Genomic DNA, 25,365 nt, shown 5'->3' with positions numbered 1-25,365 from the left:
TTAAACAAAATTTAGGATTTTCTTAAATTACTGAAACGTATTGATTCTCAGTATTTTTTCAAAAAGGTGCCTATTTCAATCCGTTTTGAAGCACAATTTTAATTCCTTCAAGATTTTCTGTAAAAGCCATCATTTGTGAGATTACCTGTGCAATTTCATTTTTCCCGCCCAGCCCTTTTAATTTGTTATTCTTTACAAAAGTTGCTTTGATCTGCTCCCAACGCTCTTTCTCTTCAGAAGAAAGCTTCTGAGTTAATTCTTTATACTTTAATAAATTAGCTTCAGCAGCAGCGGTTAATGTTTGGGATTCATTTTCATAATGAGAAAGAAGGAGGCTGTCAAGTTCTTTATCATTCATAATGGGAACAACCTTGCTCACCAGCTTATTCATATCCCGGTAAGAGCCCTGTAGTTTAAAAGCCGGCTCTGTCCTGTATTCATCTTCCATGCCCGCAGACTTTATGTAAGCCTCATTTACTTTTAAAACCGCGTCCCTTATCTTCAACACTTTTTGTATAACCGCCTTGTAATCCTGGATTTCCTGGTGGGTATGATTGCTCTTTAATTCCCCGGTTTCCGATTTATTCTCTACCTGTTGAATCAAAGTATATACATCTTCAAAATTTCCTGAACTAAGTTGATGCAAAACAGGATTTGAAGTAAGCGAGTTTTCCATCAGGCTTAATTTGAACAAATTTGCGGTATCTCCAATAATGTCCCCAAGATTATAAATATCGGCCCGGTTGGACAGCATATCGGGAATACGGAATTTCTCCCCGCTCTCCGTATAAGGATTCCCGGCCATGACCACGCAAAACTTTTTCCCGCGCAAATCGTAGGTCTTCGGTTTCCCGTTATAGATCCCTTCAATTTTTCGAGTGCCGTCAGATAAAGAAATAAACTTCTGAAGAAATTCAGGATTGCAATGCTGGATATCGTCCAGGTACAGCATTACGTTATTCCCCATTTCAAAAGCAAGGTTCAGTTTTTTCAATTCTTCCCTGGCGGCGGAATTTTTAGCGGCTTCAGGATCTACCGAGGTGACCTCGTGCCCAATCGCCGGACCGTTTATTTTCATAAATACCAAACCCAGGCGGTTAGCCACATACTCCATTAAAGTGGTTTTTCCATATCCCGGCGGCGAAATAAGCAGGAGCATTCCCATTCTGTCCGTACGCCGGTTGTCCCCCACACTTCCCAGCTGCTTGGCCAGGTTTTCCCCAAACAAAGGGAAATATACCTGGTCTATCAGCTTATTGCGCACAAAAGAAGTAAGCACCCGCGGCTTAAATTCTTCCAGTTTTAACTGCTCCTTCAGCTTTTCAGTAACCTCATGCCGTGCTTTTCTAAAAGCATTAAAAGCGGGGACTTCATGATTGATGAATTTTTGTAAGCGATTGGTAAATTCATGAAAATCAAATTGCAATTCAGAATTTTCTATGCCCGTATGCTCACCTTTCAATCCTGTGATCACGGCGTTGGGAGAAGCTTCAATTTTGTAATACTCCTGCTTTGGAAACATCATTCCACACACTGCTTCCTCAATATATTTTAACTGCTGCTCCTTTCCCGTAGCTTTTACATACGCCTGCAGCCATTGTTTTATCAACCTTATTTTAGCCGCATAAGAACCCAGGCTCTCCAGGCTGTTATCAAATTGATCCCGTGCCTTTTCCTTTTTCAGCATACCGCGGAATTCTTCAGTTAATTCTGAAGCCAGGCTGCTAACAGCAAAATTATTGTCCCCCTGAAGTTCTTCAAATAAATACTCCGCCGTTTCCTGGCTTTCTTCCGAAGAAAAAAGGCCTGTGGCTTCTGCAAAATCAGTAATTCCGCTCTTAAGTTCTTCTATTAAAAACTCGTATTCCCGGGTATTTGGAAAATATTTAAGTACCTGTCCTGAAGCTTTTATCGAATTGTTATAACCTGATTTTACATTCTCTTCCAGAGAGTTCCAGAAATATTGCCCATGCGCCCGCACCCTGGAAGAAAAAGACAAAATTCCCAACTCCAAACGTTTTTGTACCAAAACCTCCAATATCCCGGCGGCATCCTCATCATGCACACCTTTAATATAACCTTCAGAATAATTGCTGCTGCTTTCCTCCCGGACAAGATGAAGTAATTCCTGCTTATCCATTTTTGCCAGCTTTATAATTTCTTGCTTTTGATAAATTCTAAAAGCGAGATATTCCGCACGGTAAACCTCTTCATTTTCTGAAATAAATTCCCTGTTCCAGTATTTCCTGCTGTTAAGCAGCACTTCGTTTTCCAGTTCCTGGTAAAAATCTGTTCCGCTAAGGTGATAGCACAAACTGCCATTTTTCATCACGAAGCTAAGATCCAGTTCCTGCCGGTTCACGCCGAATTTATGATTTCCCAGCTTTATAATATTCTCGCCGTCTTCATAAAGGTCCTGCTTATCTTTTAATTTTCTAATGGCATCTTCCCGGCTGGTTTTAAGGGCAGTTTCAATTTCTTCGGCATTGCCGCTATCTTCCAATTCGTTTAGCTGGTTCACAATATCCCGCAGCTTATTTACCATAAGATCGGCCGCGAAGTAACCGTTGATTTCAGCAACAGATTTCAGGCTTTCCGCTTTTTTGCCGATGCTTTTCAGGATACGATCGGCCGCGCTTTGCAAAGCCATCGCTTTTTTGTTCCGCTTTTCAGTGATCGCTGCTTTTTTGCTTTCAAAAGCGTTATAAATCTCTTCCCTTTTTTCAATAATTTCAGCAATAAACTCTTCAAAATCGGCAAATTTGCCTTCCAGCTCTTCCAGCTGAATACTGATTTTATTCTGAAATTCATCGCACTTCTCCGGAGTTTTAGCGAGGTCCAGGTAATTAATAATGCTCTGGTCTATTAGCTTGAGCTGCGCGGCAAAATCGGCTTTGGCTTCCTTGCCGCCCAGGCGCTTCCTTTTATTCTTTAAGGCCGCCTTCAGCTGGTTAATGGTCGCGAAAATTAGCGAAATATTGTCAATGATTTTTGTAGAATGCGAAGTGTCTTCAATCTCCAGGTTGGTAACAATATCGATAAGCATTTCCAAATCTGCCGCAATCTGGTTCACCTCATCTTCCAGCTGTTTTGCTTCAACCACTTTTTGGATCTGCTCCAGTTTTTGCCCTTTTTCGGAAACTTTTTCATGGTAAGGCTGCAAAGCCTTCTCATCCAGCAAAAATTCCACACACCTGCGGGAAATTTTAGATGTATGTTCCGCTAATTCATTTTCCAGGTTTTTAATCAGTTCTTCGTCTACATAACGGAGTTCATATAAGCCAATTAGCTCCCCGCGCAGGCTTCTTAACTGCGAGAGCAATGCCACAAACTCATCTATACTTTTAAAAGAAGTGCTTTTAATTTTGCTGAAAAGATCGTCTGCTTTATGCTGAATTGCCTTTGTTTCTGCCGCTGCATTTTTCTTTAGCTGAACGACCTTCTGAAATTCATCTATAGCTGAATTTGCCGCCTGGTTGATCTCTTTAAGCGGTTCTTTTAAATTTGAAGTTTCGGCTTCGCCAAGCCAGTAATAAGCATCAAGAATGTCTTTGGAAATTTTAGCAATATCGGTGTACAGGCCGTCATAATTATCTTCTTTATTCAGCAAAGTAATAAGTTCCCGCGCCTCGGCCATGGCCTTCACAATATCTTTATTGCCAATTTTATACAGCATGGAATCCTGGTGTTCCGAAGGCATAAAATCGCCTTCCAGGTAAGGCGTTTGCCAAATCTGGATCATATGGTGCTTTGTTTGCTCCGCTTCAGCTTTAAAACAGCAAAGTTCACCATCTGGCAATACCGTAAAGCCGCCGCAAACAATGGGAGTTTTAATTTCCTGGGCTATCATATTGTAATCCATGAGCTTGTAAGTGCCCTCCACGGGAGAGTAAAAAATATACAGAAAATCCTCACCGTTTGTAGAAGCAATAGTTCCCTGGAACTTAAGCTGCTGGACCTCTGTACTAAACAGATGAAATTCGCCGGTTTGCAAATAATACCCATTGGGAAAAATAATGCCCTGCTCATCGGGCAGCAATACCACCGCTTCCTTAACAGAATCTATTTTCTGTACCTCCTGCACCTTGTGATTGTACACAAAATACCTTGGCTCCTCCTGGAATGGTTTTATTTCCAGGATAATGAGGTTTCCCAAATCGGCAAAGCGAATCTGGCCGTCATCCAGCGTCTGGTCTTTATAGCTTACGGCTTCAGAATAAATTCCTTTACCATCATTGGTATTGTCTTCAATTTTGATGGTGAGATCCCCACCAATGGTTTCCACAAATACCTTATCCAAAATAGCCACATGCGGGTGCTCCCCGTAACGCTGCATATCGCGGTTTGCTTCCTGCCACTTAAACTGGTGCTGCTGCGGATATTTAAATTCATGCTCGCTGCGATTGTCTATATATTCCAGTTTGTCATCAGCGATAAGCCACTTAAAAGTCTTGATATCAGTAACGCTGTCACTTAGCTGAAAAACCATGTGCAGGTAATTGCCGATTCTGGCAAATTTCGAGAAAATGGTATTGCGGTAATATTTATAGAGATTGGTAAAATCGCTTTTGAAGGTTTCATCTTCAAGAATAGAATGCGCCACCTGCACAAACCGGTTTTCTGCAAATTGGTATACGCTGAAAACATCAGAAAGTTTGATCTCGGTACGCAAACCAAAATGCACATTATAGCCAAAAATGCAGGTATTCCCAAGGGAAATAATATCCCTGGCCACGCAATTATTTTCAGTACTAATGCGGTTACTGGCGATAAGCTGCGTTTCCAGAGAACCAAAGACCGTTTTGCGGCTTTCATTTAACTGCTGTAAACGCTCCTGCAAATTTGATTTATGAACGGCCAGCCGGTTGCGGATAATTTCGTAAGTGCCGCCATCCAGGGCATCATTTTTTACAGTTTTGTTATCTTCTTGTTTCATTTATTGCTAATCATAATTTGGATAAACATTCCCGTTTCCAGCCTTGCAGACCCGAAATTGGAGGTAAAGCTGAAATAGATTTCCATAACAGGATAAGCCTGCCCATGCAGACAGGCTTTCCTTTATGGGTCATTTCACTACACTTCAGCGGAAAAATGATCTTAAAACATTTTCCTGAACCATTATTAGGCTTTTAAAGCAGCTACCTTTTTATCTGAAAGCCCCAGCCCTTTCGCCAGGTTGAAAAGGTTGCCCAGCATGGTTTGCTCATTAGGATCATTAGATTTTTGTTTGAGCTCCATCAAAAGACTGGCGATGGTAAAGTTCTTGATATCTTCTGAAGAGATCCCGTATTTATGGGAAAACTCGCGGACTTTTGTAAGCAGGTTTCCCTTAATATCTTCACTTCCCAATATAGAATCCTTTAAATCCTGAACATTGCTGCTGTTTTGCACCAGCCTGTCTATCCCTTTACCCCTGGTAATCTGCCCGATAATCTGATCGAAGAACATAGTTTCCCCACCAACAATATCTATTTTGGCGGCTTTAAGGGCATCGCTTATCACGTGCGCCTGGGCATCTGCTATATCTTTCTGAATATTGATATGGGCCAAATCTACCTGAAGTTCTTTATCTAACTTCAATTTAAATTCTTCATGCTCTTTTCCAACTCCGTCCAGTTTCTTCATTGCGGCCGCTTTTTCCTCAATTCCAGCAGCATCGGCAAGGGCTTTTTCCTTAATGACCTCGGCAGCTGCTTTTCCTTCCTTAAGGCTGGCTTCAGCTTTGGCTTCCATTCCGGCAGCTTCGGCTTTGGCTTTTTTCTCGATAATAAGAGCTTCCATTATTCCCTGCCTTTCGCTGGCATCTGCCTTGGCATGCATCACTTCAGCTTCAGATAATCCAATGGTGGCTTCTTCTTTGGCTTTGGCCTCAGCAATGGTCTTTCTGGCTTTGGCTTCTTTTTCGCTGGCCTCTTTCTGTGCCAGGGCTTCAATATTAATTTCTTCGGCTCTTTGTTTAGCCGCTTCTTTTTTGGCCTCGGCAGCTTTTATTATTTTAATCAGGTCTTCCTGGGCATTGGCTTCAGCAACCGTTATTTTTACTTTCTTCTCACGGTCGGCGGTTTTAAAAGCTTCAATATCTTTCATATTCTCACGCTCTTCCACCACTCCTTTTTCCAGCATTACCCGGTCCCGAATCACATCCTGGATATTCTTTTTCTCAACCTCAACCACTTTTTCTTTTTCAATTTGAGCTAAGGTCACAATACGTTCTCTCTCGGTAGCTTCCAGTAATCGGTCTTTTTCAACTCTTTCGCTTTCCACAGCATCTGTGCGTTCCTTATTCTTGGCGGCCACAATAATCTGCCGGTTCATATTTTCTTCAGCCACCTTAACTTTTTCTTCCGTGGCAATCCTGGCGGTTTCAGATTTAAGTCGCTCTTCTTCAGCCACCTTGCTTATTTCTGCTGCTTCCCTGGCTTTAATATTGGCCACTTCGCGTTTTTGCTGCTCTTCTTTTTCAGCTAATTGTTTATCAAGCTCCAGAATAGCTTCCCGGGCTTCCACATCCTGCTTGCGAATGGTTTTTTCTTCATCCCTTTTAATAAGATTCGCCTTCATATTCTGAACAGCGGTAAGCTCGGTAATTTTCTTAATTCCTTCAGCATCTAAAATATTATCGGGTTTAAGATGGGTGATTGGCGTTTGCTCAAGAAAGTCTATAGCACAATCTTCCAGGGTATAGCCGTTAAGATCTGTCCCAATAATATTCACAATTTCATCCCGGAATTCCCGGCGTGCTTCATAAAGCTCAATAAAGTCGAATTTCTTTCCAACGGTTTTAAGAGCTTCTGAAAATTTGGCTTCAAAAAGGTCCTCCAAAGTTTCAATTCTGGAAGCACGGTCCACCCCAATGGTTTGGGCAACACGCTTTATAAAGGAAATATCGTTGTTGACCCTCACAAAAAAAGCCACTTTTATATCTGCCCGCATATTGTCCCGGCAAATAAGGCCTTCATGTGCCTGGCGCTCAATCTGGATTTTCTTTACAGAAATATCCATGACTTCCACCCGGTGAAAAACAGGCACCACGTAAAGGCCTTTATCTGTGGCTACTTTGGTCCCGCCAAAACCTGTACGCACAATGGCACGGCCCTGGGGCACTTTCTTATAAAACATCGCGATAATCGCGAAATACACTATGATTAGGAACAATATTCCCCCTAATCCAATTCCGATGATTGGTAAAATTTGATTCATTTTAAGATAGATTGATTAGTCGTTATAAGATTGTACTAAGAAGTAATTTTTATCGGCAGATTGCTTTATTATCAATATTTTATCATGATAATTCAAAGCCTCGCCGTGAAGGGATTTTACGTAAACAGACATGGAATCCCCGTTTACACTAATTTCAGCATTTCCCATCCTGTCACCGGATATGCTGGATAAAAGCACGCCCTGCCTGCCAATATAATCCACTGCTTTATCCCCATCTTTATTCAGGTTTTTAAAAAAGCCTTTAAAGGGACTGGTAAAGATCTTGTTTATAAAAAGAGAGGCAAAAAATGCAATTATTAAGATGGCAAATCCCAGCACATTGTCGTAGGTAACGGTTAGCGCTGTTATTAACACGGTACTAAACCACCAGATAAAAACAAAACAGGTAAAGGTGAACATAAACGGCAGCCCCACGAAATTGAAATAAATAAGAAAGACCTGCCACCATTTTAAAGGCTGGATACGCTTTCCCACAACATCTTCCCGGTTTAACTCGGCATTGGAAACCTCCTGGAATTCCATATTCCCGCCTTCCATCCCAACATCTGCATCCACATCTACATCAATATCTACATCATAATCAAAATCTATCCCGCTAACCATGGTTAATAACCAGTAGACCAGGAGTAAAATGAGCAGGATGCTTAAAGTGAGATTAACCTGGGAAAACAATATGTGCGTTAAACTGTCCACTTTCAGGAATTTTTATCTTTGTTAATTCCCAGCTGGTCTTTGAGTTTGCTTAAATCATCTTCAGCCTTGGTCTCTGTAGAATTCGCGGCTTTCTCCAGCTCGTCATCTATGGTTTTTGTGGCCCCGGCAATATCTCCGTAAGCTTCGGCCAGGGCTTCTTCCTGGGCAACTTTTTCTTTCATCCTCTCCAACATAGACACGGTACTGCTACTGTCAATTTCAGCCATTTGCTTGTTGAGGATTTTGGTGGCATTGCTAACTTTTACCCTTGCCTTTAAGGTCTTAAGCTCATTTTCCCAATTGCTGATGCTGGCTTTTATCGTTTGAATATTGCGTTCCAACTGGCTTACATTTTCATTGAATTTACGCGCTTCCTCCTCTGCCCTTTCCACATGTTTCTGAGATTCCTCTTTCTTGATAAGCGCTTCCCTGGCCAGGCGATCAGCCTCGGTTTTATCCATTTCACCACGCTCTCCTTTTTTGAGGATAAGAATGGCTTTATTGTGATAATCTTCTTTTTTCTCCAGGTATTCTTCCTGGTCGTTGCGGGCACGAATAGCCAGGGCCTTTACCTGTGCCAGGGCTTCCATATTTTTATCAAGGTCCTGCTTTAAATCCCTTATTCCCTGCTCGGTTAGTTTAATGGGATCTTCCATTTTATCTATGGCTGAATTTGCTTCGGCTTCCCCTATTTTAAATAATCGTCTAAAAATGTTCATAACATTAGGTTTAGTATTTTGAAAATTCTATAATCCGGTCTGAATATTCACTCATCAATAAGCTGAGGGAATTTAAAGAACCTTCCAACTCGTTTATGTCCAGGTTTTGTATTTGAAGTGTATCCCTGAAAATCACTTTTTCTCCCGAATCGTCCAGAACAAAAGCTCCATGAATTATGTCCCTGTTCTTTTGAAGCAGGCTTCTGAAAATTTTTTCTGACTGATTGTTAATCCTGAAGATATATTGCTCCATAATTAATATAGGCGGCGCTACTCCAAGAATTAGGTTCTTAATTCCAAAACTTTCCTTTTGAACCATTATAATTCCTTCTTCTTCATTTTCGAAGGTGATATTAAAATTAAGTTCCAGCAAAAAGTTTTTTGTAATCTGAAAATGGTTTTTCATCGATTGGTTTTTTGATTGCTGATGGTTTAAGGCGTAATAATACAAAAATCTGAAGGTTTTAAGGTATTATTAACAAAATGACCGCAATTATTATCGCTCCCATGATTTATCTTTTTTAAGGTTAAAAAAATTACGCTAATTATCTTAGTACTTCAGGATATCATTCTCTCTGAATAAAATAAAACCAAAAAGATTAGCAATTATCTACACTATTAGCTAATATTGTTAGATAAAGATAAAACAATTTTTATTTATTGCAAATAATTTTAGCAAAAATATGTCTTACTTTGGAAAGAATATCCGGAAGATCAGAAACGTCAAGAAGCTGAGCCAGCAGGCTTTTGCAGAGATGTTCGAGTTAAAACGCGGGACTTTAGGGGCTTATGAAGAAGAGAGAAGTGAGCCGCGTATTGAAACTATTATAAAAATAGCTAATTATTTTAGCATTACTATAGACGATCTGCTCACCAAAGAACTTACGGTGAACAAACTTTTAAAATTTAAAGAGGACCTGCCTCTGCAGGGAACTTTTGAAAAAGATGATTTTCCCAAGGTTCCCTGCATTGTACCAGCCAGTGAACAGGATTATATTCGGTATTACGATAAGCCGCACTTTATAGAAGACCTTCCCTGCCTTTGCCTCCCGGTAGATCCTAATGGTACGTTCCGGGGTTTTGTGATTTCTAATGAAGACAACGTAGAGAATGAACGTGGCTTAAGGCCTAAAGATGTTGTTATTGGTGAAAGGGTTCAAGCCGAGAATTTTTTAAAAACAGAAAATGGCAGCCTTATCCTTACGCTTGTAAAGGAAGGTTTGTACCTGCGTAAGTTTTATTTGTTTGGAGACAAAATAACCCTGAAGGCCACCAATAATAATATTAAAGATACTGTGATACCTTTGGCAGAAGTAAAAGAATTATGGCTCATAAAATATACTTTTCTCCAAAGGCTGCCGGACAATGCATCTGCTTTGGCAAATAAACTGGATTACCTCGAGCAGGAATTTAAAAAACTCCGGGAACAGTTGTAAAGTATTTAGGAGTTTGCGCTTTCTATAATTCTTCCGCAGAAAAAACCTCTAAAAAAATTTTCTTTATACCTGGAGCTCCGTGAGTATTGTAGTTATGAAATACTATATTTACAAGCGGTTTCCTTTTTGAAACTTAAAAACATAAGTATGGAGAAAAGAATTCTTGTTCCTACAAATTTTTCAAAGCATGCATGGAACGCCCTGGTGTATGGTTTTGGTTTATATAAAAACATTCCCTGCACATTTTATGTCTTGAATGCCTATCAAAGCGGAAGCACTTTACCGGAAAAACTTTCTTTATCTAAATCTTCCGGAAAAAACGCCACTGAAAGAGCCAGGGAAGATTCCCTGGAAGGTCTTGAAAAAGTTTTGCAGGGCTTATCTTTCCGCAAGGAAAATCCGCGACATCAGTTTGAAACTCTGTCTTCTAACCAGCCACTGCCGGAAGCTATTCAGGATGCTGTGGATAAGCATAATATAGACCTCATCCTTATGGGGTCTAAAGGGGAAAATGTTTCTATAAATTCAGCTTACGACAATACGGTAACTTTAGTTTCAGATAAAATAGAAAAATGCCCAATCCTGGTAATTCCAGAAGAATGTTCACCAACCACAGATCTGGTAAGGGAAATTGTATTCCCAACCAGCTTTAGAATGGCTTTTAAACTTAAAGAGCTCACTGCCCTTATGGATATTGCTTCCAGTTTTAGAGCCGGCATAAGGGTGCTTTATATTGATACCGATAATAAAAAACTGAACAAAGAACAGGAATCCAATAAGAAGGTTCTTAAAGATTACTTTATAAAATTTGATTGTAGTTTCCATACCCTTACCAAAACTACCATAAGCACCGGTACCCGTCTTTTTATTGAAAGCAGGCAGAGTGATTTGCTCGCCATCTATAAGCGGAAACAGGGGTTTTTCTCAAAATTGTTTGCACAGCCTTTTATAGAGGAAATAGATTTTAACCCCAATATTCCTGTTTTGGTGCTAAAGGAAAATGACTGACAATATTAATTATTAAAAATTCATTTCTGAACTTTCTAAAGTAAGCAATCTATTCCTCTATCCCTTTTCCAGTAGCAGCATAATAAATACCGCCATAAAGGTGATCTAAAAACCACTGATTTTTATAAATTTCAGGAATATGCCCCAAAGCGGTATAGAAAGCCCTTCCCCCATCGTATTCATGGTACCAGGAAATAGGGTGAAAATCTCCCATTCCCTTTCCAACCCTGTCCTGCATCTGGCCATTTTCGGCTTTATCGCGATTCTTCCAGGTGACTTCGGGATCATAAGAATTTTCATCTACTGCGACCAGGTAATTCAGGCCACTGGTTTTTTCTTCTCCAAACTCGTACCATTCGTCTGTCCATAAAAGTTTCTCGGGGAAATGCTCCAGGCCTGGAAAGTTATGCTCTAAAATATCCAGCCTTGCTGTTTGTTGAACCGGGTGAATATGGAACATCCTTCCTACCAGTTTAGTGTACCATTCCCAATCATATTCAGTGTCTGAAGCGGCATGTACGCCAACATATCCATTTCCTGCCTCAATAAAATTCTCAAAAGCTTCCTGCTCCTGTTCATCAAAAATGTCTGCCGTGGTATTCAGAAAAATTACGGCATCAAATGCATTCAACCTTTCCGCCGTGATCTTTTGAGCTTCCTGTTGCCGCTCGAGGCCAAAATTGTGCCTTGCCGCCAAATCTTCAACAGCGTCTATCCCATCTTCTATAGATTCATGGTGCCAGCCATCGGTTTCTGTAATTAAAAGTACATTAAATTGTTTTTGGGCATTAGCCTGGATGGCGAGTATTAAAAGAACAACAGTTAACCACCCCGCCTTTAAATTTTTTTTTGAAAACATCTCTGAATTTTAGATTTTACGTTTCCAGGTAAGAATTACCTGTATTACTCCCGAAGATATTAATTTATAGGAAAATATATCCTTAAAATTTCCTTAGTTTTCAATAATGAGTGGATATTGTTGTCTTTTCCTAGGTTGAGCAGCTTTACAGGATGCTTTTTCAGGATTTGCTGTCCTTTAAAATGGGGCCAAGTACTTCCCATACATTTTCTGCCACTATTTGCTGCCCTTCAGCCGTGGGATGGATTCCATCCTGTTGATTAAGTTCGGGCTTCCCGGCTACATCTTCAAGTAAAAACGGAATTAGATGCACATTATTTTTTTCAGCAAGATCCGGAAAAATACTTTTAAATTCTGAAGTATATTCCCGCCCCATATTTGGAGGAATCTGCATTCCGGCCAGGATAATTTTGGTGTCAGGATTTTTATTTTTCACAATATTAATAATAGACTGAAGGTTTTGCCTGGTCTCTTCAAGCGGAATTCCCCTAAGGCCGTCATTAGCACCAAGCTCCAGTACAAAAACATCCACGTTTTGTTTTAGCACCCAATTGATCCTGTTTTTTCCCGCGGCGGTGGTTTCCCCGCTTAAACCGGCATTTATTACTTTATAATTAAGGTCCAGCGAGTCAACCTTCCGGTGAATAATGGCAGGAAATGTTTCATCACTCTCCAAACCAAGACCTGCGGTAAGACTGTTCCCAAAGAACAGGATGGTTTTAGCATTTTCTTCCCGCTTGTTTCCACCAGAGATAATCTCTTCCTGATTTTCAATTTGTTCTTCCTTCTTCTCTTTATTCTTTCCACAAGAAAAGGTTAAAAGCATCAACAAAGCACAACATAATCCTAAGTTCTTCATAACAGTTCCTTTAAATAGAAATCTTTTTTTATTTTGTCTGCTTCAGCACGAAACAACAGGTAAGATGGCAAAAATTTTAGAGGTAAACAACCTGGGAAAAACCTATTCCAGCGGAAATAAAACTTTAAAGGTACTGGATAACATTAGCTTTAAGGTAGAGAAAGGAGAAAGTTTTGCCATTGTTGGTCCTTCTGGAAGTGGTAAGACCACTTTACTGGGACTTTGTGCGGGTTTGGACCGTGCAGATTCAGGAAGCATTAACTTATGCGGCCAAAATCTGGAAAAACTTAATGAAGATGGCAGGGCATTGCTTAGAAACAGGAATGTTGGATTTGTATTTCAGGATTTTCAATTGTTGCCAACCTTAACTGCGCTAGAGAATGTAGCCGTTCCATTAGAATTGCAATCGGTTAAGAATGCTTCAAAATACGGAATGGAATTATTGGAAAAAGTAGGCCTTGCCGATAGATTTCATCACTACCCATCACAACTTTCCGGAGGAGAACAACAACGGGTGGCCCTGGCACGGGCTTTTTCCAATAAGCCCGAAGTTCTTTTTGCTGATGAACCCACCGGAAACCTGGATGCTGAAACCGGTGAGAAAGTAGAACAACTACTATTTGATCTCAACAAAGATCTTGGCACCACGCTTATTATAGTAACCCATGATATTGAACTTGCCCAAAAAACCGGCCGCATTTTAAAGCTCAAGGGAGGAAGAATCATCTCTAACACCAGCGCTCATAAATGGTAGAGAATAGTAACAATTATAGTCCTAAAACGGCACTAGGCTGGATATTTAAGATGGCCTGGAGGGATGGCCGGGCGAGCGGCAAAAAACTCAGCCTTTTTATGGCATCTATTATTCTGGGAATTGCCGCCGTGGTTTCTATTCAATCTTTTGGCGATAATTTAAAAAAGAATATCTCCCTGCAGTCCAAATCGCTGATGGGAGCAGATTATATTATAGACAGCGATCATCCCGCCAATGAAGAAGTGGAAAAAATTATGGATTCCCTTGGAGGGGCAAACGCACAGGAAATTAATTTTGCCTCTATGGCCGCTTTTAGTAAAAATGATGCCGCCAAACTGGTCCAGGTACGAGGTATTGAAGGAAATTTTCCATTTTACGGAGCTTTAGAAACCAATCCCCCTGAAGCCGCTAATGTATATCAGGAAACCGGTGGCGCCCTGGTAGATGCCACGGTGATGCTGCAAATGGGAATTCAGCCCGGTGACAGTATAAAAATAGGTAGTATTAGCCTCCCGGTGGCCGGCGCTCTTAAATCTGTTCCCGGGAGTACTGCCATTTTCAGTTCTGTTGCTCCTCCCGTGCTTATTCCATATAGGTTTATAGAAGAAACAGGGTTGATACAAACAGGTAGCCGGATAGATTATAAGTATTATTTTGTAGCGCCTGCCGGGATGGACATGGAAAAGCTGGATGAGCAATTAGATTCCAGGTTGGACCAGGAAGACGCCGATCTCGATACCCATCTTTCTACCAGCCGCAGGATGGGACGCAGGTATGAGAATTTTGGAAAATTCTTAAACCTTGTCGCTTTTATAGCTTTACTTCTGGGATGTGTGGGCATCGCTAGTGCCATTCATATCTACATTAAGGAAAAATTGCGGGCTGTAGCTGTTTTAAAATGTTTGGGAGCCAGTAAAAAACAAACATTTTTAATCTACCTTATCCAGATTGCAGCAATAGGTTTTTTAGGGGGGGTAATTGGAACTATTGGAGGATTGCTGCTGCAACAGGTATTCCCTTTGCTTCTTGGAGAATTTCTACCTGTAAATGTAGAGATCTCGCTAGCCCCGCAGGCAATTGCAATGGGTTTAGCCCTGGGAATTAGTATGTCTGTTCTTTTTGCTCTTTACCCGTTAATGAGCACACTCTACGTTTCTCCATTGCAGGCGCTAAGAGCAGAGGCAAAAGGCAGATCGCGATCTGGGAAAGCAGGGACCCTGGTTCTTGGAGGGATCTTTCTTTTTATCCTGCTATTTTCCTACTGGATATTAAAGGACTGGAGCTATTCCTTTTCGTTTGTGGCCGGCATTATTATCACCTTTTCTATCCTGGCTGGAGTGGCTCACTTGTTCATGAAGGCCATCAAAAAATTCTTCCCTACCTCCTGGGGCTTCGTGGCAAGGCAAAGCCTGCTTAACCTCTTCCGGCCTCAAAATCAAACTTTGATCCTGGTCCTGGCTATTGGCGTTGGCACTTTTCTCATAAGCACCCTTTATTTTACCAAAGATATGCTGTTGGCCCAGGCTTCTATAGAATCCCAGGCCAACAGCCCCAATATGATCCTTCTGGACGTACAGAGTCCGCAACAGGAAGAAGTAAGCCGGGCGATCAAAAATAATAACCTGGAAGTACTTGAGAATATTCCTATTGTCACCATGAATGTGCAGCGTATAAAAGGCAAAAGTGTAGATGAAATTAGAAAAGATACCACATCCAGGATAAATGGATGGATTCTTCACCATGAATTCCGCACTACTTACCGCGATAGTTTAATTAATTCTGAAACCCTGCAAAGCGGGACCTGGACTCCTACTGCCAGTGGTATGAATACTATCCCCATCTCGGTTAGCAATAATTTTGCTGAAGATGCCGGTGTTTCTGTAGGAGATGAGGTAAGCTTTAATGTTCAGGGAGTTTTACTAAATACTGTAATTGGAAGCATAAGGATGGTAGACTGGAGCCGAATGCAGCTAAATTTTTCGATAGTATTTCCAACAGGAGTGCTTGAAGATGCCCCACAGTTTCGCGTTTTTACTACCAAAGTCCCCAATGAGCGATCTTCCGCAGCATTACAAAAAGACCTGGTACAAAAATTTCCTAATATTTCTATTATCGACCTCAGGCAGGTGCTTACGGTAATAGAAGGTATCCTTGGCAAAATTTCCTGGCTTATCAATTTTATGGCTTTTTTCAGCATCTTTACGGGGATTATCGTGTTATTGGGCGCAGTGAGGACCAGTAAATATCAGCGGATTAAAGAAAGTGTGCTTCTAAGGACACTGGGGGCACGCAGCAAACAGATTTTTAAAATCCTGGCATTGGAATATTTTTACCTGGGGCTTCTAGGAGCTTTATCAGGAATCCTTTTATCCTTGCTAAGCAGCCAGATCCTGGCATGGCAGGTATTTGAATCTTCCTTTATTCCATCTGCCGCTCCTTTCCTGCTCTTATTGCCGGGAATTATAATTTTAGTCCTGGTTATTGGCTTAAGCAACAGCGTTAGTGTAATTAAAAGCCCACCGCTTGTTATTCTGCGTAAAGAAGTACGCTAATTATTTATTTTGTCCGGTTACATCATCCCAGGTAAAACTTTCGCTTTTTAGCAGTGCTAAAAGAATATTCCTTCGTTTGTCCAGTGACTCCTCCTCCACTCCCGTGGTCTGGTAAGGAAATGGATAAGATTTTACCGTTTTTTCTTCAGAAGAAGATACATGAAGATAGTTCTCATTAATATGTTTTAAAAACCTGGTAATGGCAATCCTCAAAGGTTGAAGCTCTCTTCTTAAATCTCCCGCTTCGGGAGAACTTAATAATATATTTAAAGCCTCATCCAACCTGGTAAGATTTATACTTAGGCAAACTTCAGAATCTTTATGGCTGTAAAAATGCAAAACAGGGTATGCCTGGTGATTCACCGCATGCCGATCTATTTTTTCCTGAAGGGTAAGAAATTGCTGGTAACTATAAGCCGTGTTCATTTTCAGGATCTTTTCAGCAATATCCTGAGGGTCCTTTCCTAAGTTTTGAACGCTTAAGGCTAAAGACCTTTTATTGATGAGAGCTGAGGATACTGACAGCAGGTAAGTCATGGAACTTGTAAAGAAAATAAAACCGAAAAAGGAAAAGCAACTGGTGAAAATTTCAAAAAGTACGGTTACTGGTTTAAAATTCCCCATTCCCAGGGTGGAAATGGTGTATCCGGTAAAATAAAGCCGCTCCCAGTCTGTCGCAACCACTCCTTTACTATCTACTATTCCCGAGGGGTTAGAAGAATACAACAGGAACAATCCCAGCCATACCATTAATACCCAAACTACCAACACTACCAGATTTACCGCGAGGCCGCTAAAGTTATAGACCTTTCTGCCAAATATCCCGGCAATTAATCGTGAGATTTTATAAGTAAATTTAGAAACCGGTTTGGTAATAAGCCCGGCACCACTTCCGGAAAGGGTGGTGAAGAAAAAATCATAAACAACAAGAATCAATAGTACAGCGCCAATAATCAGGTATAATTCTTCGTTCATTCCTTATTTTTAAATTTTCTGTTATTTAAAATTAAATGAAGAAAAGGAAAAAATCGAAACTTTAACGGCTTTTAAGATATAGGAAGGCCGCTTTAATAGAGCATTTCTAAAGGATATTATACCTTTGTTCCTTCCATTTTGCAGCTAGATGAAAAAAAGATACTGGATTCTCCTCATTTTTCTAATTTGTATAACCATCACCTACTTTGTAGGACCTTCTTCACCAAATCCGTTATATGGAAATACATTACCTCAACTCCCCAATAATTTTGAAGAACTTCAGGAAAATATAGCCCGAAAAGAAGATAGTATGCCGGTGCGGAGAGATAATGAAGCACGCATTATTTTCCAACAGGAGCCACCGCAGATTACAGAATACAGCATTGTTTACCTCCATGGCTTCTCCGGAAGTTACCGGGATGGATACCCGGTTAACATGCAATTGGCAGATAGCCTTGGCGCAAACTTGTACCTGGCCAGATGGGCGGGCCATGGGCTTAAACCTCCTGCCGCTATGAAAACTTTTTCTGCGGAAGCAGCCTGGAATTCTGCCCGGGAAGCACTGGCCATAGGAAAGAAAATAGGGAAAAAGGTGATTATCCTGAGTACTTCCACCGGAGGCACCTTAGCTATTAAACTTGCTGCCGAGTTTCCCGAAAGTGTTTTTGCAATTATAAACATGTCTCCAAATTTAAAAGATGATCAAATGGGAGCTTTTATGCTCAACACCCGCTGGGGGTATGAAATTGCCAATCTCGTAACCATGGGAGAGAAGAAAATTGAATATGAAGAGCCACAGGCAGCACAATATTTTGATACTATTTATCCCGCTGAAGCCCTTGTAAATTTGCAAGTGCTGGTGGGCTCTACCATGGTGCCGGAAACCTTCAGGAAAGTTACCTGCCCCGTCTTAACACTCTATTATCATGAAAATTTCTGGAAGGAAGATGAACATGTAGAAATTGAAATATATTCTGAAGTGCATAAGAAGTTTTCCACCCCAGACAGCCTGGTGAAGCTACAGCCTTTAGCAACCCCGGGAACACATTTCTTAGGAAGTGCAATCAGGTCTAACGATACACAGGTGGTGCTAAGGGAAATTCTTGATTTTCTGCAGAACAAACTGGAAATACCATTGAGAAAAAAGAAATGATCATAATACAGGTTAGAGAAAAACGCTACTGCTGCTGAAGCTTAACCTTTATCTTTCTGTTATTTACTGATAATATTATTAACTTTCCCAAACAGGACTTAGGGTCTCAAAAAGAATTTTATGAAAAAGAATTACATTTTAAGCGTATTGCTGCTACTTTCTGCCATTCCATTGTGGGCTTTTCAGGATATGGATAATGTAAAAATAAAGGTGATTCCCATGAGTGAAAACATCTATATGCTTACTGGCCGCGGTGGGAATATTGGCGTTCTTACGGGTAATGATGGTGTTTTTATGATCGATGACCAGTTTGCTGAACTTTCTCCGAAAATAAAAGCGGTTTTAGATTCTTTATCGGGTCAACCGGTAAAGTTTCTGCTAAATACCCATTTCCATGGAGACCATACCGGCGGAAACGCCAATTTTAAAGAAAGCGGTGCAGTACTGCTCGCCCAGGAAAATGTGCGCCAGAGATTGAAAGAAAATAATGAGCATCCTGCTGAAGATAAACTGCCGGTAATTACTTTTAATGAAGAAATAAGCCTGCATCTTAACGGGAATGACGTTATGGCCCTGCATGTGCATAATGCCCATACAGATGGCGATGCTATTATATACCTGCCTCAGGGAAATGTGCTGCACACCGGGGATACTTTTTTTAATGGAGCTTTCCCTTACATAGATCTGGATAGCGGCGGCAGTGTGGCAGGAGATATTGAAGCAGCACAGCAGGGCTTGGCTATTATTAATAAAAACACTAGAATTATTCCGGGTCACGGGGCGCCTGCCGGTTATGAAGATTACCGGCAGTACCTGGAAATGCTTAAAGGGATTCGTGAAAATGTTCTTAGCGCGATCTCAAATGGTGCTTCCCGCGAACAAATAATAGAAGATGAAAGCCTCACCAGTTCTTATTATACCGATGCTGAAGTAAAAGATAGTTTTATTAGCGGGCCTAAAATAAGGGCTACTTTTTACGACAGCCTGCAGGCAGAAAATAATCAATAATTTTTACTGAAACGGCCTGTTTTAGAAGAAAACTGTAAAAGTAATTGGCTTCTATCAAACCGGTATTAAGCCAGAAATGAAATTTCTTTGCCTTATCATGGGAAAAGACGTGGAAAGCCAAAGCTTGGGCTAATGTATTTTTGAGATGATCCTGAATTTTGTTAAAAGAGCAGCAGCAGCTTTAACAGCTTGTTTAGGCGAAACAAGGAAATCTTGCGTAATTTTATATTGAAGTTTATACAATATGGCCAAAAAGAAATTAAACCAACTGGAGGCAACCGCAATTTGCGGTAATGATATTAGCTCTTCCTGCCTCTATGTTTCAGCACTTTCAATTTTTTACGCCGGGCAATATGCCTGGATTTCACTTTTAATGGTTGCGGGCGTCCTGTTCCTTTTTCGTAGAATATATGGAGAAGTTGTAGGCGCATTGCCTTTAAACGGAGGCGCGTATAACGCATTGCTCAATACTACTAAAAAATCCACAGCGGCTCTGGCGGCAGCTCTTACGGTATTATCTTATATGGCCACAGCAGTAATATCTGCCACAGAAGCCATACATTATGCCCATAGTATCTGGCATGTTATCCCTATTCTTCCGGTAACCATAGGGCTATTGCTCGTATTTATGGGATTGGTAATTTTAGGAATTGGGGAATCTTCTAAAGTGGCTATTGCCATTTTTCTGTTCCACCTTTGTTCTCTCACGTTGCTTTCGGGTTTCTGTATTTATTTTTTCTTTACGCACGGCTTCGATGTTTTACTGCGGAATTTTGAAATGCCCGTAGAAGGCAGCGTGACCATGGCACTTATCTTTGGTTTTTCCGCAGCAATGCTGGGGATTAGCGGTTTTGAGAGTTCAGCAAATTATGTTGAAGAGCAAAAAGAAGGAGTGTTTCCAAAAACGCTGCGCAATATGTGGATTGTAGTAAGCATCTTCAATCCGTTGCTGGCATTTCTCGCTTTGGCAATTTTGCCCATTGATGTCGCGGGAGAACACCAGGAAGCTTTGCTTTCTTTTTTAGGGGGGATTTCCGGTGGAAGCTGGCTCTCTTTCCTGGTTAGCCTGGATGCGGCATTAGTGTTAAGCGGTGCAGTACTCACCAGCTATGTGGGGGTTGGCGGCCTGATGGAAAGGATGGCGCTGGACAGAATTTTGCCACGTTTACTAATGAAGAAAAATGCTAAAGGCAGTTCTTACATTATTTACCTGCTCTTTTTTGTACTGGCCGTTTCCATTCTACTGGTTACCAGTGGTAACCTTGCTAAGCTTGCCGGCGTTTATACCATCGCCTTCCTGTCCGTAATGGCCCTGTTTGGGGTGGGAAATATTCTGCTTAAACTTAACCGGGGAAGACTACCACGGCCAGAGAAGGCCTCATGGATTGCCTTATTTATTGCCATTGCAGCGGTGATAACCGCTATAGTGGGAAATATCATCCTTAATCCCCCCTACCTGCTCATTTTTATAGAATATCTAATTCCCACCCTGTTAGTCATTTATTTTATGCTCTACAGGCACTATATCCTGCGAGGTTTTCTTATCGCAATTCGCAGGTTACTTCCCAAAGGCAGTCACGTTTTTAAAAGTTTAAACCGAAGTACCAAATACAAACTGGCTGAAATAAGCGGGAAAGAATTCGTCTTTTTCACCGGTGGGGACAATGTGGAAACTCTCAATAAGGTGATGCTTTATATTAAAAAGAATGAACCTACCCGAAAATTAAAAATTGTAATGGTGGTAAAAGAGGGAGACAAAATACCTGAAAATCTGGAAAAAGACCTGGAGGTCCTGGATCGCGCTTATCCTGAAATTCACATTGAATTTATAGTTGAAGAAGGTGAATTTGGGCCGGAAAAAATTGAAGAATTATCTAAACGCTGGAATATCCCCACCAATTTCATGTTTATAGGGTCGCCGGGAGATCATTTCCCTTACCGCGTCCAGGAACTTGGGGAAGTGCGGCTTATAATTTAATCTTCCGCGGAAGCATTAAAATATATACCGGTTACAGCAGGTATCATGCTATCTTGTTTATTGCTTAAACCCTACCAATTGAGGCATGCTTGATGGCATAATAGCATATTTAAATTCCCCTTTTCTCCAACTTATTAAAGAATGAATAAAAAATAATATAATAATTAATATGATGAAGAAGAAAATTGGATGGATTGGCCTGGGAAAAATGGGCAAACCAATGTCAGAAAAACTTTTAAAAGCCGGGCATAAGCTAAGCGTGTATAACCGAACCGCCAAAAAGGAAGCACCATTAGAAAAAGACGGCGCATCTACAGCATCCAATCCCAGGCAACTGGTGGAAGAATGCGATATCGTATTTTTGATGGTTTCTGACGATGATGCCGTACGGGAAATTTTTACTTCAGAAGAAGGAATTTTAGCAGGCGAGGTTCAAGGAAAGATCATCGTAAACATGAGCACCGTTTCTCCTGAAGTAAGCAAAGAAATGGCTTCTGGGCTTGAGGAAAAGAAAGCAAAATACGTGGATGCCCCGGTTTCAGGTAGTGTAAAACAGGCTGAAGAAGCCAGCCTCGTAATTATCGCGGGAGGTAAAAAAGAAGTTATTGATGAGGTTAAACCCCTTTTGGAGCAAATAGGAAAGGCCGTTATTTATATTGGAGATACGGGCCATGGGAATGCCGCCAAACTTGCTGTAAATACCTTTTTAGGTATCGTTACTCAGGGCCTTGCCGAGGTTGCCCAATTCTCTGAACAAATGGGAGTGGAAAAAAGTGCCCTTTTCGAGATTATAAATAACAGCGCCCTGGGCAGTTCTTTTGTTAAGCTAAAAGGAAATTCTATTTTAAATAAAGATTATGATGCCGCTTTTACCCTTACCCATCTTACTAAAGACCTACGGCTTGCCAAAGAAAGCGGGCTGGATTTCCCTCTAGGAAATACCGCTTATGAAACTTTTAAAAATGCCGAAGCAGATTTAGGCGATGAAGATGTGATTGCCATTATCAAGAAATTGAAGAAATAGCAGAACTGATTCCCGATAGAAAAAATGCCAGCTTTCTATAACAGATAAAAAGCTGGCATTTTTGTGATCGATAAAAAACTTCTTTATTTTTTCTTTTTCAGGGAATAAAGGTCTTTTCTGCGATCTTTCATATTCCTTACACTTCCAAAATTGTGCAATTCTTTCAGCAAATCCAAATCTACATCTACCAGTAAAGTGCTTTCGGTATTCGGGGTGGCTTCCGCTTTAATTCCGTTAACCGGAAAGGCGAAATCTGAAGGGGTGAGCACCGCACTTTGGGCATACTGGATATCCATATTATTCACTTTGGGAAGATTCCCCACAGAGCCTGCTATGGCTACGTAGCACTCATTTTCCACAGCACGGGACTGGGCACAAATTTTAACACGGGAATAACCATTTTGGGTATCGGTCATAAAAGGAACAAAAAGAATATTCATGCCTTCCTCTGCCAGGATCCGGGAAACTTCAGGAAATTCCACATCATAGCAAATTAAAACCCCAATTTTACCACAATCGGTATCAAAGGTTTCCAGTTTATTACCGCCTTTCATACCCCAAGCCGATTCTTCTGCGGGAGTGATATGGAGTTTTTCATAACGCTCGTAGCTGCCATCCCTTCTGCATAAAAAACCTACATTGTACATGTGCTCCCCTATTACCTGCGGCATGCTCCCGGTGATAATATTGATGTTATAATTTATGGCAAATTCCCTGAAAGTTTCCAGCAAACGCTCTGTATACCCTGATAGGCCACGAATAGCCTCCGGTTCAGAAAGATCGTTGAACTGCGCCATTAACGGGGCATTAAACAATTCAGGAAAAAGAATAAAATCACTCTGGTAATTACTCACGGCATCTACAAAAAATTCAATTTGGGAGACCAGGGCATCATAATCTTTGAACAACCGCATCTGCCACTGCACCAACCCCAGCCTTACTACAGTTTTGGTAGTATTTACAAGGTTTTGCGGCTTGGTATAGTAAATATTATTCCACTCCATTAAAGTGGCATACTCCTTACTTTCATGATCTCCAGGCAAATAGCCTTTAATCACTTTTTTTACATGAAAATCATTCGAAAGCTGAAAAGAAAGAACAGGATCATGAATTTCCTGTAATTTCACCTTATCTATATATTTTTTAGGAGTTAATTCGCTGGCATATTTGGAATAATTAGGGATACGTCCTCCAAATACAATGGCCTTTAAATTAAGGTGCTCGCACAATTCTTTCCTTGCCTCATAAAGCCTTCTTCCCAGGCGCATTCCACGAAATTCGGGATGTATAAAAACATCTATTCCGTACAGGACATTTCCATTTTTGGTATGAGTAGAGAAATTTTCGCCGCCAAGAATTTCTTCATAGCTGTGATTATCATCAAACTTATTATAATCTACAATTATAGAAAGGGCGCAACCGGCAATTTTGTTATCTATAACAATACATAACTGCCCTTCAGGAAATTTGTTGATCAAGGTTTTGATCTCTCCCTTAGACCAGTATTCATCAGGCATCGCATGATAACTCTTTATCATGGATATCTTTAATTCTTCATAATCTTTAACACGCAGGTTTCTTAACTCTATTTTTGCTGATTCTATCACTTTTCTTTTTCGTTTATTAATTGCAAAGATACTGCCTAAAAGAGTGATTGCGAAATAAAAAGCATTTATGAAAAAACTGCCGCAGAAATTTTATACCTGGTAGAAATTGTTCTTTATCGCGAAAAGAACCAGTCCTGTCCTGCTCTTCACATCCAGTTTCCCAAAAAGGCTTTCCCGGTAACCATCAATGGTCTTTGGGCTTAATTGCATTTTATCAGCAACTTCTTTATAAGTCATTTCAGTACAGGCTAAAGAAAGAAATTCCTTTTCACGCCTGGTAATATCAAAATCATTTTCTTTTGGGTCGTTTAAAACCAGTTCAGAAATCTCTTTGCTGTAATAATAGCCGGTATTCATTACTGAACTCAGGGCATGCAGAAATTCATCAGGATCAATATCTTTCAACAAATACCCCCGACAGCCCATCTTGAGCATGGTAATAATTGTTTTTTCATCATGCTCCATACTTAAGGCAAGTACTTTTTGATCGGGAAAATTTTCCTTTAACCACTTCATGGTTTCCACCCCATTCTTTACGGGCATTATTATATCCAGAAGAATAAGATCCGGCTGAAGATTTCCCGCCTCAAGATAATTAATTAGTTCCTCTCCGTTTTTAAGCACTTTAAGCACTTCAAAATTTTGATAAGACCTGATTAGCCCATGTAGCGATTGCGCAAAAAGGGTGTGATCATCAACGATTATGATCTTTTGCTTCATATTGTGATTGGTTAGCTGGATATTGTAAAGATAAAGAAGTTCCACTTTCCTGCAGGGAATTCAGGTTAAACGCTGCCCCTATTAACGCTGCCCTGCTTTTCATATTCAGCAGGCCGGAACTTTTTTTAATTTCTTCTGGATTAAATCCCACTCCGTTATCTTCTATTTCAATAAGGAGATTTTCTGCGGAATATCTGAAGTTTACCATCAGTTTTGTTGCATTCGCATGCTTAATGACATTTGTAAAAAATTCCTGAAGGATTCTAAACAATACAATTTCATCATTTTCCCTGATCTCAAATTCTTCTCCTGAAACCTTGAAGAGCGTCTTTAAGATATTAAGGCGCTGAAAACGCTGTAACTCATTTCTCACCGACTCTTTAAGCCCGGCATAACCAACCACTTCATTATTCAAAGATTTTGAAAGGGCACGCACCTCCTGCAGAGAGGTGCTCACTATTTCCTTTATCTCCAGCAAATTTTCATTCTCAGGATTTTCCCTGCTTTTTGCCATGATATTCAGCTGCAGATTAGCAACTGACAGTAACTGGCCAATATTATCGTGCAATTCCCGGCTTACGTTCATTAAAGTCTGCTCCTGGATTTCTATTCGGGATTTAGTAATTTCTTCTTCGTAGCGCTTTTCAGTTTCAAACTTTTCCTGTAAAAGTTTATTTTTCCGCTTTTGATAAGTAATGAAGAAAATCACCGTAAAAGCCGCCAGAAACAAGATTACCAGGATAAAATAAATTATAAGCAGTATTTGTTCTTTTTCAAGCATTAAGGCAGGTTGTTGCCA

General features: G+C 40.6%; 19 protein-coding genes. 8 read left to right on the top strand and 11 right to left on the bottom strand.

Going from position 1 to position 25,365, the window contains the following annotated elements; translation table 11 throughout:
• Positions 1 to 70 precede the first annotated feature (70 nt).
• The 5 genes from AB8M93_RS10705 to AB8M93_RS10685 all read right to left on the bottom strand — a co-directional run bounded on the left by AB8M93_RS10705 (position 71) and on the right by AB8M93_RS10685 (position 9,039).
• Positions 71 to 4,936, bottom strand: a complete 4,866-nt coding sequence (locus AB8M93_RS10705) for a DNA repair ATPase (protein WP_373057577.1) — start codon at positions 4,934 to 4,936, stop codon at positions 71 to 73.
• A 185-nt stretch (positions 4,937 to 5,121) separates the two neighbouring features.
• Positions 5,122 to 7,200: a flotillin family protein gene (locus AB8M93_RS10700; protein ID WP_373057576.1), complete on the bottom strand. Its 2,079-nt coding sequence runs from the start codon at positions 7,198 to 7,200 to the stop codon at positions 5,122 to 5,124.
• 15 nt (positions 7,201 to 7,215) lie between these two features.
• Entirely contained in the window at positions 7,216 to 7,914 is a 699-nt protein-coding gene (locus AB8M93_RS10695; RefSeq protein WP_373057575.1) for a hypothetical protein, read from the bottom strand.
• Between the two features lie 2 nt (positions 7,915 to 7,916).
• Positions 7,917 to 8,633, bottom strand: coding sequence for a PspA/IM30 family protein (locus tag AB8M93_RS10690; RefSeq protein WP_373057574.1), 717 nt, complete (start codon positions 8,631 to 8,633; stop codon positions 7,917 to 7,919).
• Between the two features lie 10 nt (positions 8,634 to 8,643).
• Positions 8,644 to 9,039 carry a type III secretion system chaperone family protein gene (locus AB8M93_RS10685; RefSeq protein WP_373057573.1) on the bottom strand — a complete coding sequence of 132 codons (396 nt, stop codon included), beginning with the start codon at positions 9,037 to 9,039 and terminating at the stop codon, positions 8,644 to 8,646.
• 277 nt (positions 9,040 to 9,316) lie between these two features.
• Here AB8M93_RS10685 and AB8M93_RS10680 point away from each other — a divergent pair, with 277 nt between their 5' ends.
• Both AB8M93_RS10680 and AB8M93_RS10675 read left to right on the top strand, forming a co-directional pair.
• Entirely contained in the window at positions 9,317 to 10,069 is a 753-nt protein-coding gene (locus AB8M93_RS10680; protein WP_373057572.1) for a helix-turn-helix domain-containing protein, read from the top strand.
• 147 nt (positions 10,070 to 10,216) lie between these two features.
• The gene (locus AB8M93_RS10675) at positions 10,217 to 11,077 is read left to right on the top strand and encodes a universal stress protein (protein ID WP_373057571.1); all 861 of its coding nucleotides are present in this window, start codon (positions 10,217 to 10,219) and stop codon (positions 11,075 to 11,077) included.
• A 49-nt stretch (positions 11,078 to 11,126) separates the two neighbouring features.
• On the opposite strand, the gene AB8M93_RS10670 is transcribed toward AB8M93_RS10675, so the two are convergent.
• Both AB8M93_RS10670 and AB8M93_RS10665 read right to left on the bottom strand, forming a co-directional pair.
• Positions 11,127 to 11,936 carry a ThuA domain-containing protein gene (locus tag AB8M93_RS10670; protein WP_373057570.1) on the bottom strand — a complete coding sequence of 270 codons (810 nt, stop codon included), beginning with the start codon at positions 11,934 to 11,936 and terminating at the stop codon, positions 11,127 to 11,129.
• A 160-nt stretch (positions 11,937 to 12,096) separates the two neighbouring features.
• Positions 12,097 to 12,795, bottom strand: coding sequence for an arylesterase (locus tag AB8M93_RS10665; protein ID WP_373057569.1), 699 nt, complete (start codon positions 12,793 to 12,795; stop codon positions 12,097 to 12,099).
• 64 nt (positions 12,796 to 12,859) lie between these two features.
• Here AB8M93_RS10665 and AB8M93_RS10660 point away from each other — a divergent pair, with 64 nt between their 5' ends.
• Together AB8M93_RS10660 and AB8M93_RS10655 are read left to right on the top strand one after the other, a co-directional pair.
• A complete protein-coding gene (locus AB8M93_RS10660; RefSeq protein WP_373057568.1) occupies positions 12,860 to 13,549 on the top strand; it encodes an ABC transporter ATP-binding protein in 690 nt (229 codons plus the stop codon).
• Positions 13,543 to 16,101, top strand: a complete 2,559-nt coding sequence (locus tag AB8M93_RS10655; RefSeq protein ID WP_373057567.1) for an ABC transporter permease — start codon at positions 13,543 to 13,545, stop codon at positions 16,099 to 16,101. The genes AB8M93_RS10660 and AB8M93_RS10655 overlap by 7 nt, the downstream gene beginning before the upstream one ends.
• Here the strand turns inward: AB8M93_RS10655 and AB8M93_RS10650 are convergent, their stop codons facing one another.
• Positions 16,102 to 17,076: an ion channel gene (locus AB8M93_RS10650; RefSeq protein ID WP_373057566.1), complete on the bottom strand. Its 975-nt coding sequence runs from the start codon at positions 17,074 to 17,076 to the stop codon at positions 16,102 to 16,104.
• Positions 17,077 to 17,224: 148 nt separating this feature from the next.
• On the opposite strand from AB8M93_RS10650, the gene AB8M93_RS10645 reads away from it, so the two are divergent.
• The 4 genes from AB8M93_RS10645 to AB8M93_RS10630 all read left to right on the top strand — a co-directional run bounded on the left by AB8M93_RS10645 (position 17,225) and on the right by AB8M93_RS10630 (position 22,239).
• Complete coding sequence (locus tag AB8M93_RS10645) at positions 17,225 to 18,229, top strand: alpha/beta hydrolase (protein ID WP_373057565.1); 1,005 nt, start codon at positions 17,225 to 17,227, stop codon at positions 18,227 to 18,229.
• A 120-nt stretch (positions 18,230 to 18,349) separates the two neighbouring features.
• Entirely contained in the window at positions 18,350 to 19,237 is an 888-nt protein-coding gene (locus AB8M93_RS10640) for an MBL fold metallo-hydrolase (protein WP_373057564.1), read from the top strand.
• 244 nt (positions 19,238 to 19,481) lie between these two features.
• Complete coding sequence (locus AB8M93_RS10635; RefSeq protein WP_373057563.1) at positions 19,482 to 21,215, top strand: APC family permease; 1,734 nt, start codon at positions 19,482 to 19,484, stop codon at positions 21,213 to 21,215.
• A 169-nt stretch (positions 21,216 to 21,384) separates the two neighbouring features.
• Positions 21,385 to 22,239 carry an NAD(P)-dependent oxidoreductase gene (locus AB8M93_RS10630; protein WP_373057562.1) on the top strand — a complete coding sequence of 285 codons (855 nt, stop codon included), beginning with the start codon at positions 21,385 to 21,387 and terminating at the stop codon, positions 22,237 to 22,239.
• An 83-nt stretch (positions 22,240 to 22,322) separates the two neighbouring features.
• Here AB8M93_RS10630 and AB8M93_RS10625 read toward each other — a convergent pair whose 3' ends face one another.
• The 3 genes from AB8M93_RS10625 to AB8M93_RS10615 form a co-directional block, all read right to left on the bottom strand.
• On the bottom strand, positions 22,323 to 23,846 hold the full coding sequence (locus AB8M93_RS10625; RefSeq protein WP_373057561.1) for a carbon-nitrogen hydrolase family protein: 1,524 nt from the start codon (positions 23,844 to 23,846) through the stop codon (positions 22,323 to 22,325).
• A gap of 90 nt (positions 23,847 to 23,936) precedes the next feature.
• Positions 23,937 to 24,566 (bottom strand): response regulator, encoded by a 630-nt coding sequence (locus AB8M93_RS10620; RefSeq protein WP_373057560.1) that lies wholly within the window; start codon positions 24,564 to 24,566, stop codon positions 23,937 to 23,939.
• Positions 24,541 to 25,347 (bottom strand): sensor histidine kinase, encoded by an 807-nt coding sequence (locus AB8M93_RS10615; RefSeq protein WP_373057559.1) that lies wholly within the window; start codon positions 25,345 to 25,347, stop codon positions 24,541 to 24,543. Before AB8M93_RS10615 ends, AB8M93_RS10620 begins: the two co-directional genes overlap by 26 nt.
• Positions 25,348 to 25,365: the final 18 nt, after the last annotated feature.

The sequence above is a fragment of the Autumnicola aciditolerans genome, from assembly GCF_041679265.1.
Taxonomy (GTDB): domain Bacteria; phylum Bacteroidota; class Bacteroidia; order Flavobacteriales; family Flavobacteriaceae; genus Autumnicola.
The sequence above is the reverse complement of the archived record's forward strand: the minus strand, read 5'-3'. Positions and strand labels throughout refer to the sequence as shown.

Bases quoted from the DNA above. Each gene is read 5' to 3' on its own strand.
- AB8M93_RS10690 (WP_373057574.1), bottom strand. From the start codon at position 8,633: ATGAACATTTTTAGACGATTATTTAAAATAGGGGAAGCCGAAGCAAAT.
- AB8M93_RS10640 (WP_373057564.1), top strand. From the start codon at position 18,350: ATGAAAAAGAATTACATTTTAAGCGTATTGCTGCTACTTTCTGCCATT.
- AB8M93_RS10685 (WP_373057573.1), bottom strand. From the start codon at position 9,039: ATGAAAAACCATTTTCAGATTACAAAAAACTTTTTGCTGGAACTTAAT.
- AB8M93_RS10675 (WP_373057571.1), top strand. From the start codon at position 10,217: ATGGAGAAAAGAATTCTTGTTCCTACAAATTTTTCAAAGCATGCATGG.
- AB8M93_RS10660 (WP_373057568.1), top strand. From the start codon at position 12,860: ATGGCAAAAATTTTAGAGGTAAACAACCTGGGAAAAACCTATTCCAGC.
- AB8M93_RS10670 (WP_373057570.1), bottom strand. From the start codon at position 11,936: ATGTTTTCAAAAAAAAATTTAAAGGCGGGGTGGTTAACTGTTGTTCTT.
- AB8M93_RS10630 (WP_373057562.1), top strand. From the start codon at position 21,385: ATGATGAAGAAGAAAATTGGATGGATTGGCCTGGGAAAAATGGGCAAA.
- AB8M93_RS10680 (WP_373057572.1), top strand. From the start codon at position 9,317: ATGTCTTACTTTGGAAAGAATATCCGGAAGATCAGAAACGTCAAGAAG.
- AB8M93_RS10635 (WP_373057563.1), top strand. From the start codon at position 19,482: ATGGCCAAAAAGAAATTAAACCAACTGGAGGCAACCGCAATTTGCGGT.
- AB8M93_RS10705 (WP_373057577.1), bottom strand. From the start codon at position 4,936: ATGAAACAAGAAGATAACAAAACTGTAAAAAATGATGCCCTGGATGGC.
- AB8M93_RS10700 (WP_373057576.1), bottom strand. From the start codon at position 7,200: ATGAATCAAATTTTACCAATCATCGGAATTGGATTAGGGGGAATATTG.
- AB8M93_RS10645 (WP_373057565.1), top strand. From the start codon at position 17,225: ATGAAAAAAAGATACTGGATTCTCCTCATTTTTCTAATTTGTATAACC.
- AB8M93_RS10615 (WP_373057559.1), bottom strand. From the start codon at position 25,347: ATGCTTGAAAAAGAACAAATACTGCTTATAATTTATTTTATCCTGGTA.
- AB8M93_RS10655 (WP_373057567.1), top strand. From the start codon at position 13,543: ATGGTAGAGAATAGTAACAATTATAGTCCTAAAACGGCACTAGGCTGG.
- AB8M93_RS10650 (WP_373057566.1), bottom strand. From the start codon at position 17,076: ATGAACGAAGAATTATACCTGATTATTGGCGCTGTACTATTGATTCTT.
- AB8M93_RS10620 (WP_373057560.1), bottom strand. From the start codon at position 24,566: ATGAAGCAAAAGATCATAATCGTTGATGATCACACCCTTTTTGCGCAA.
- AB8M93_RS10665 (WP_373057569.1), bottom strand. From the start codon at position 12,795: ATGAAGAACTTAGGATTATGTTGTGCTTTGTTGATGCTTTTAACCTTT.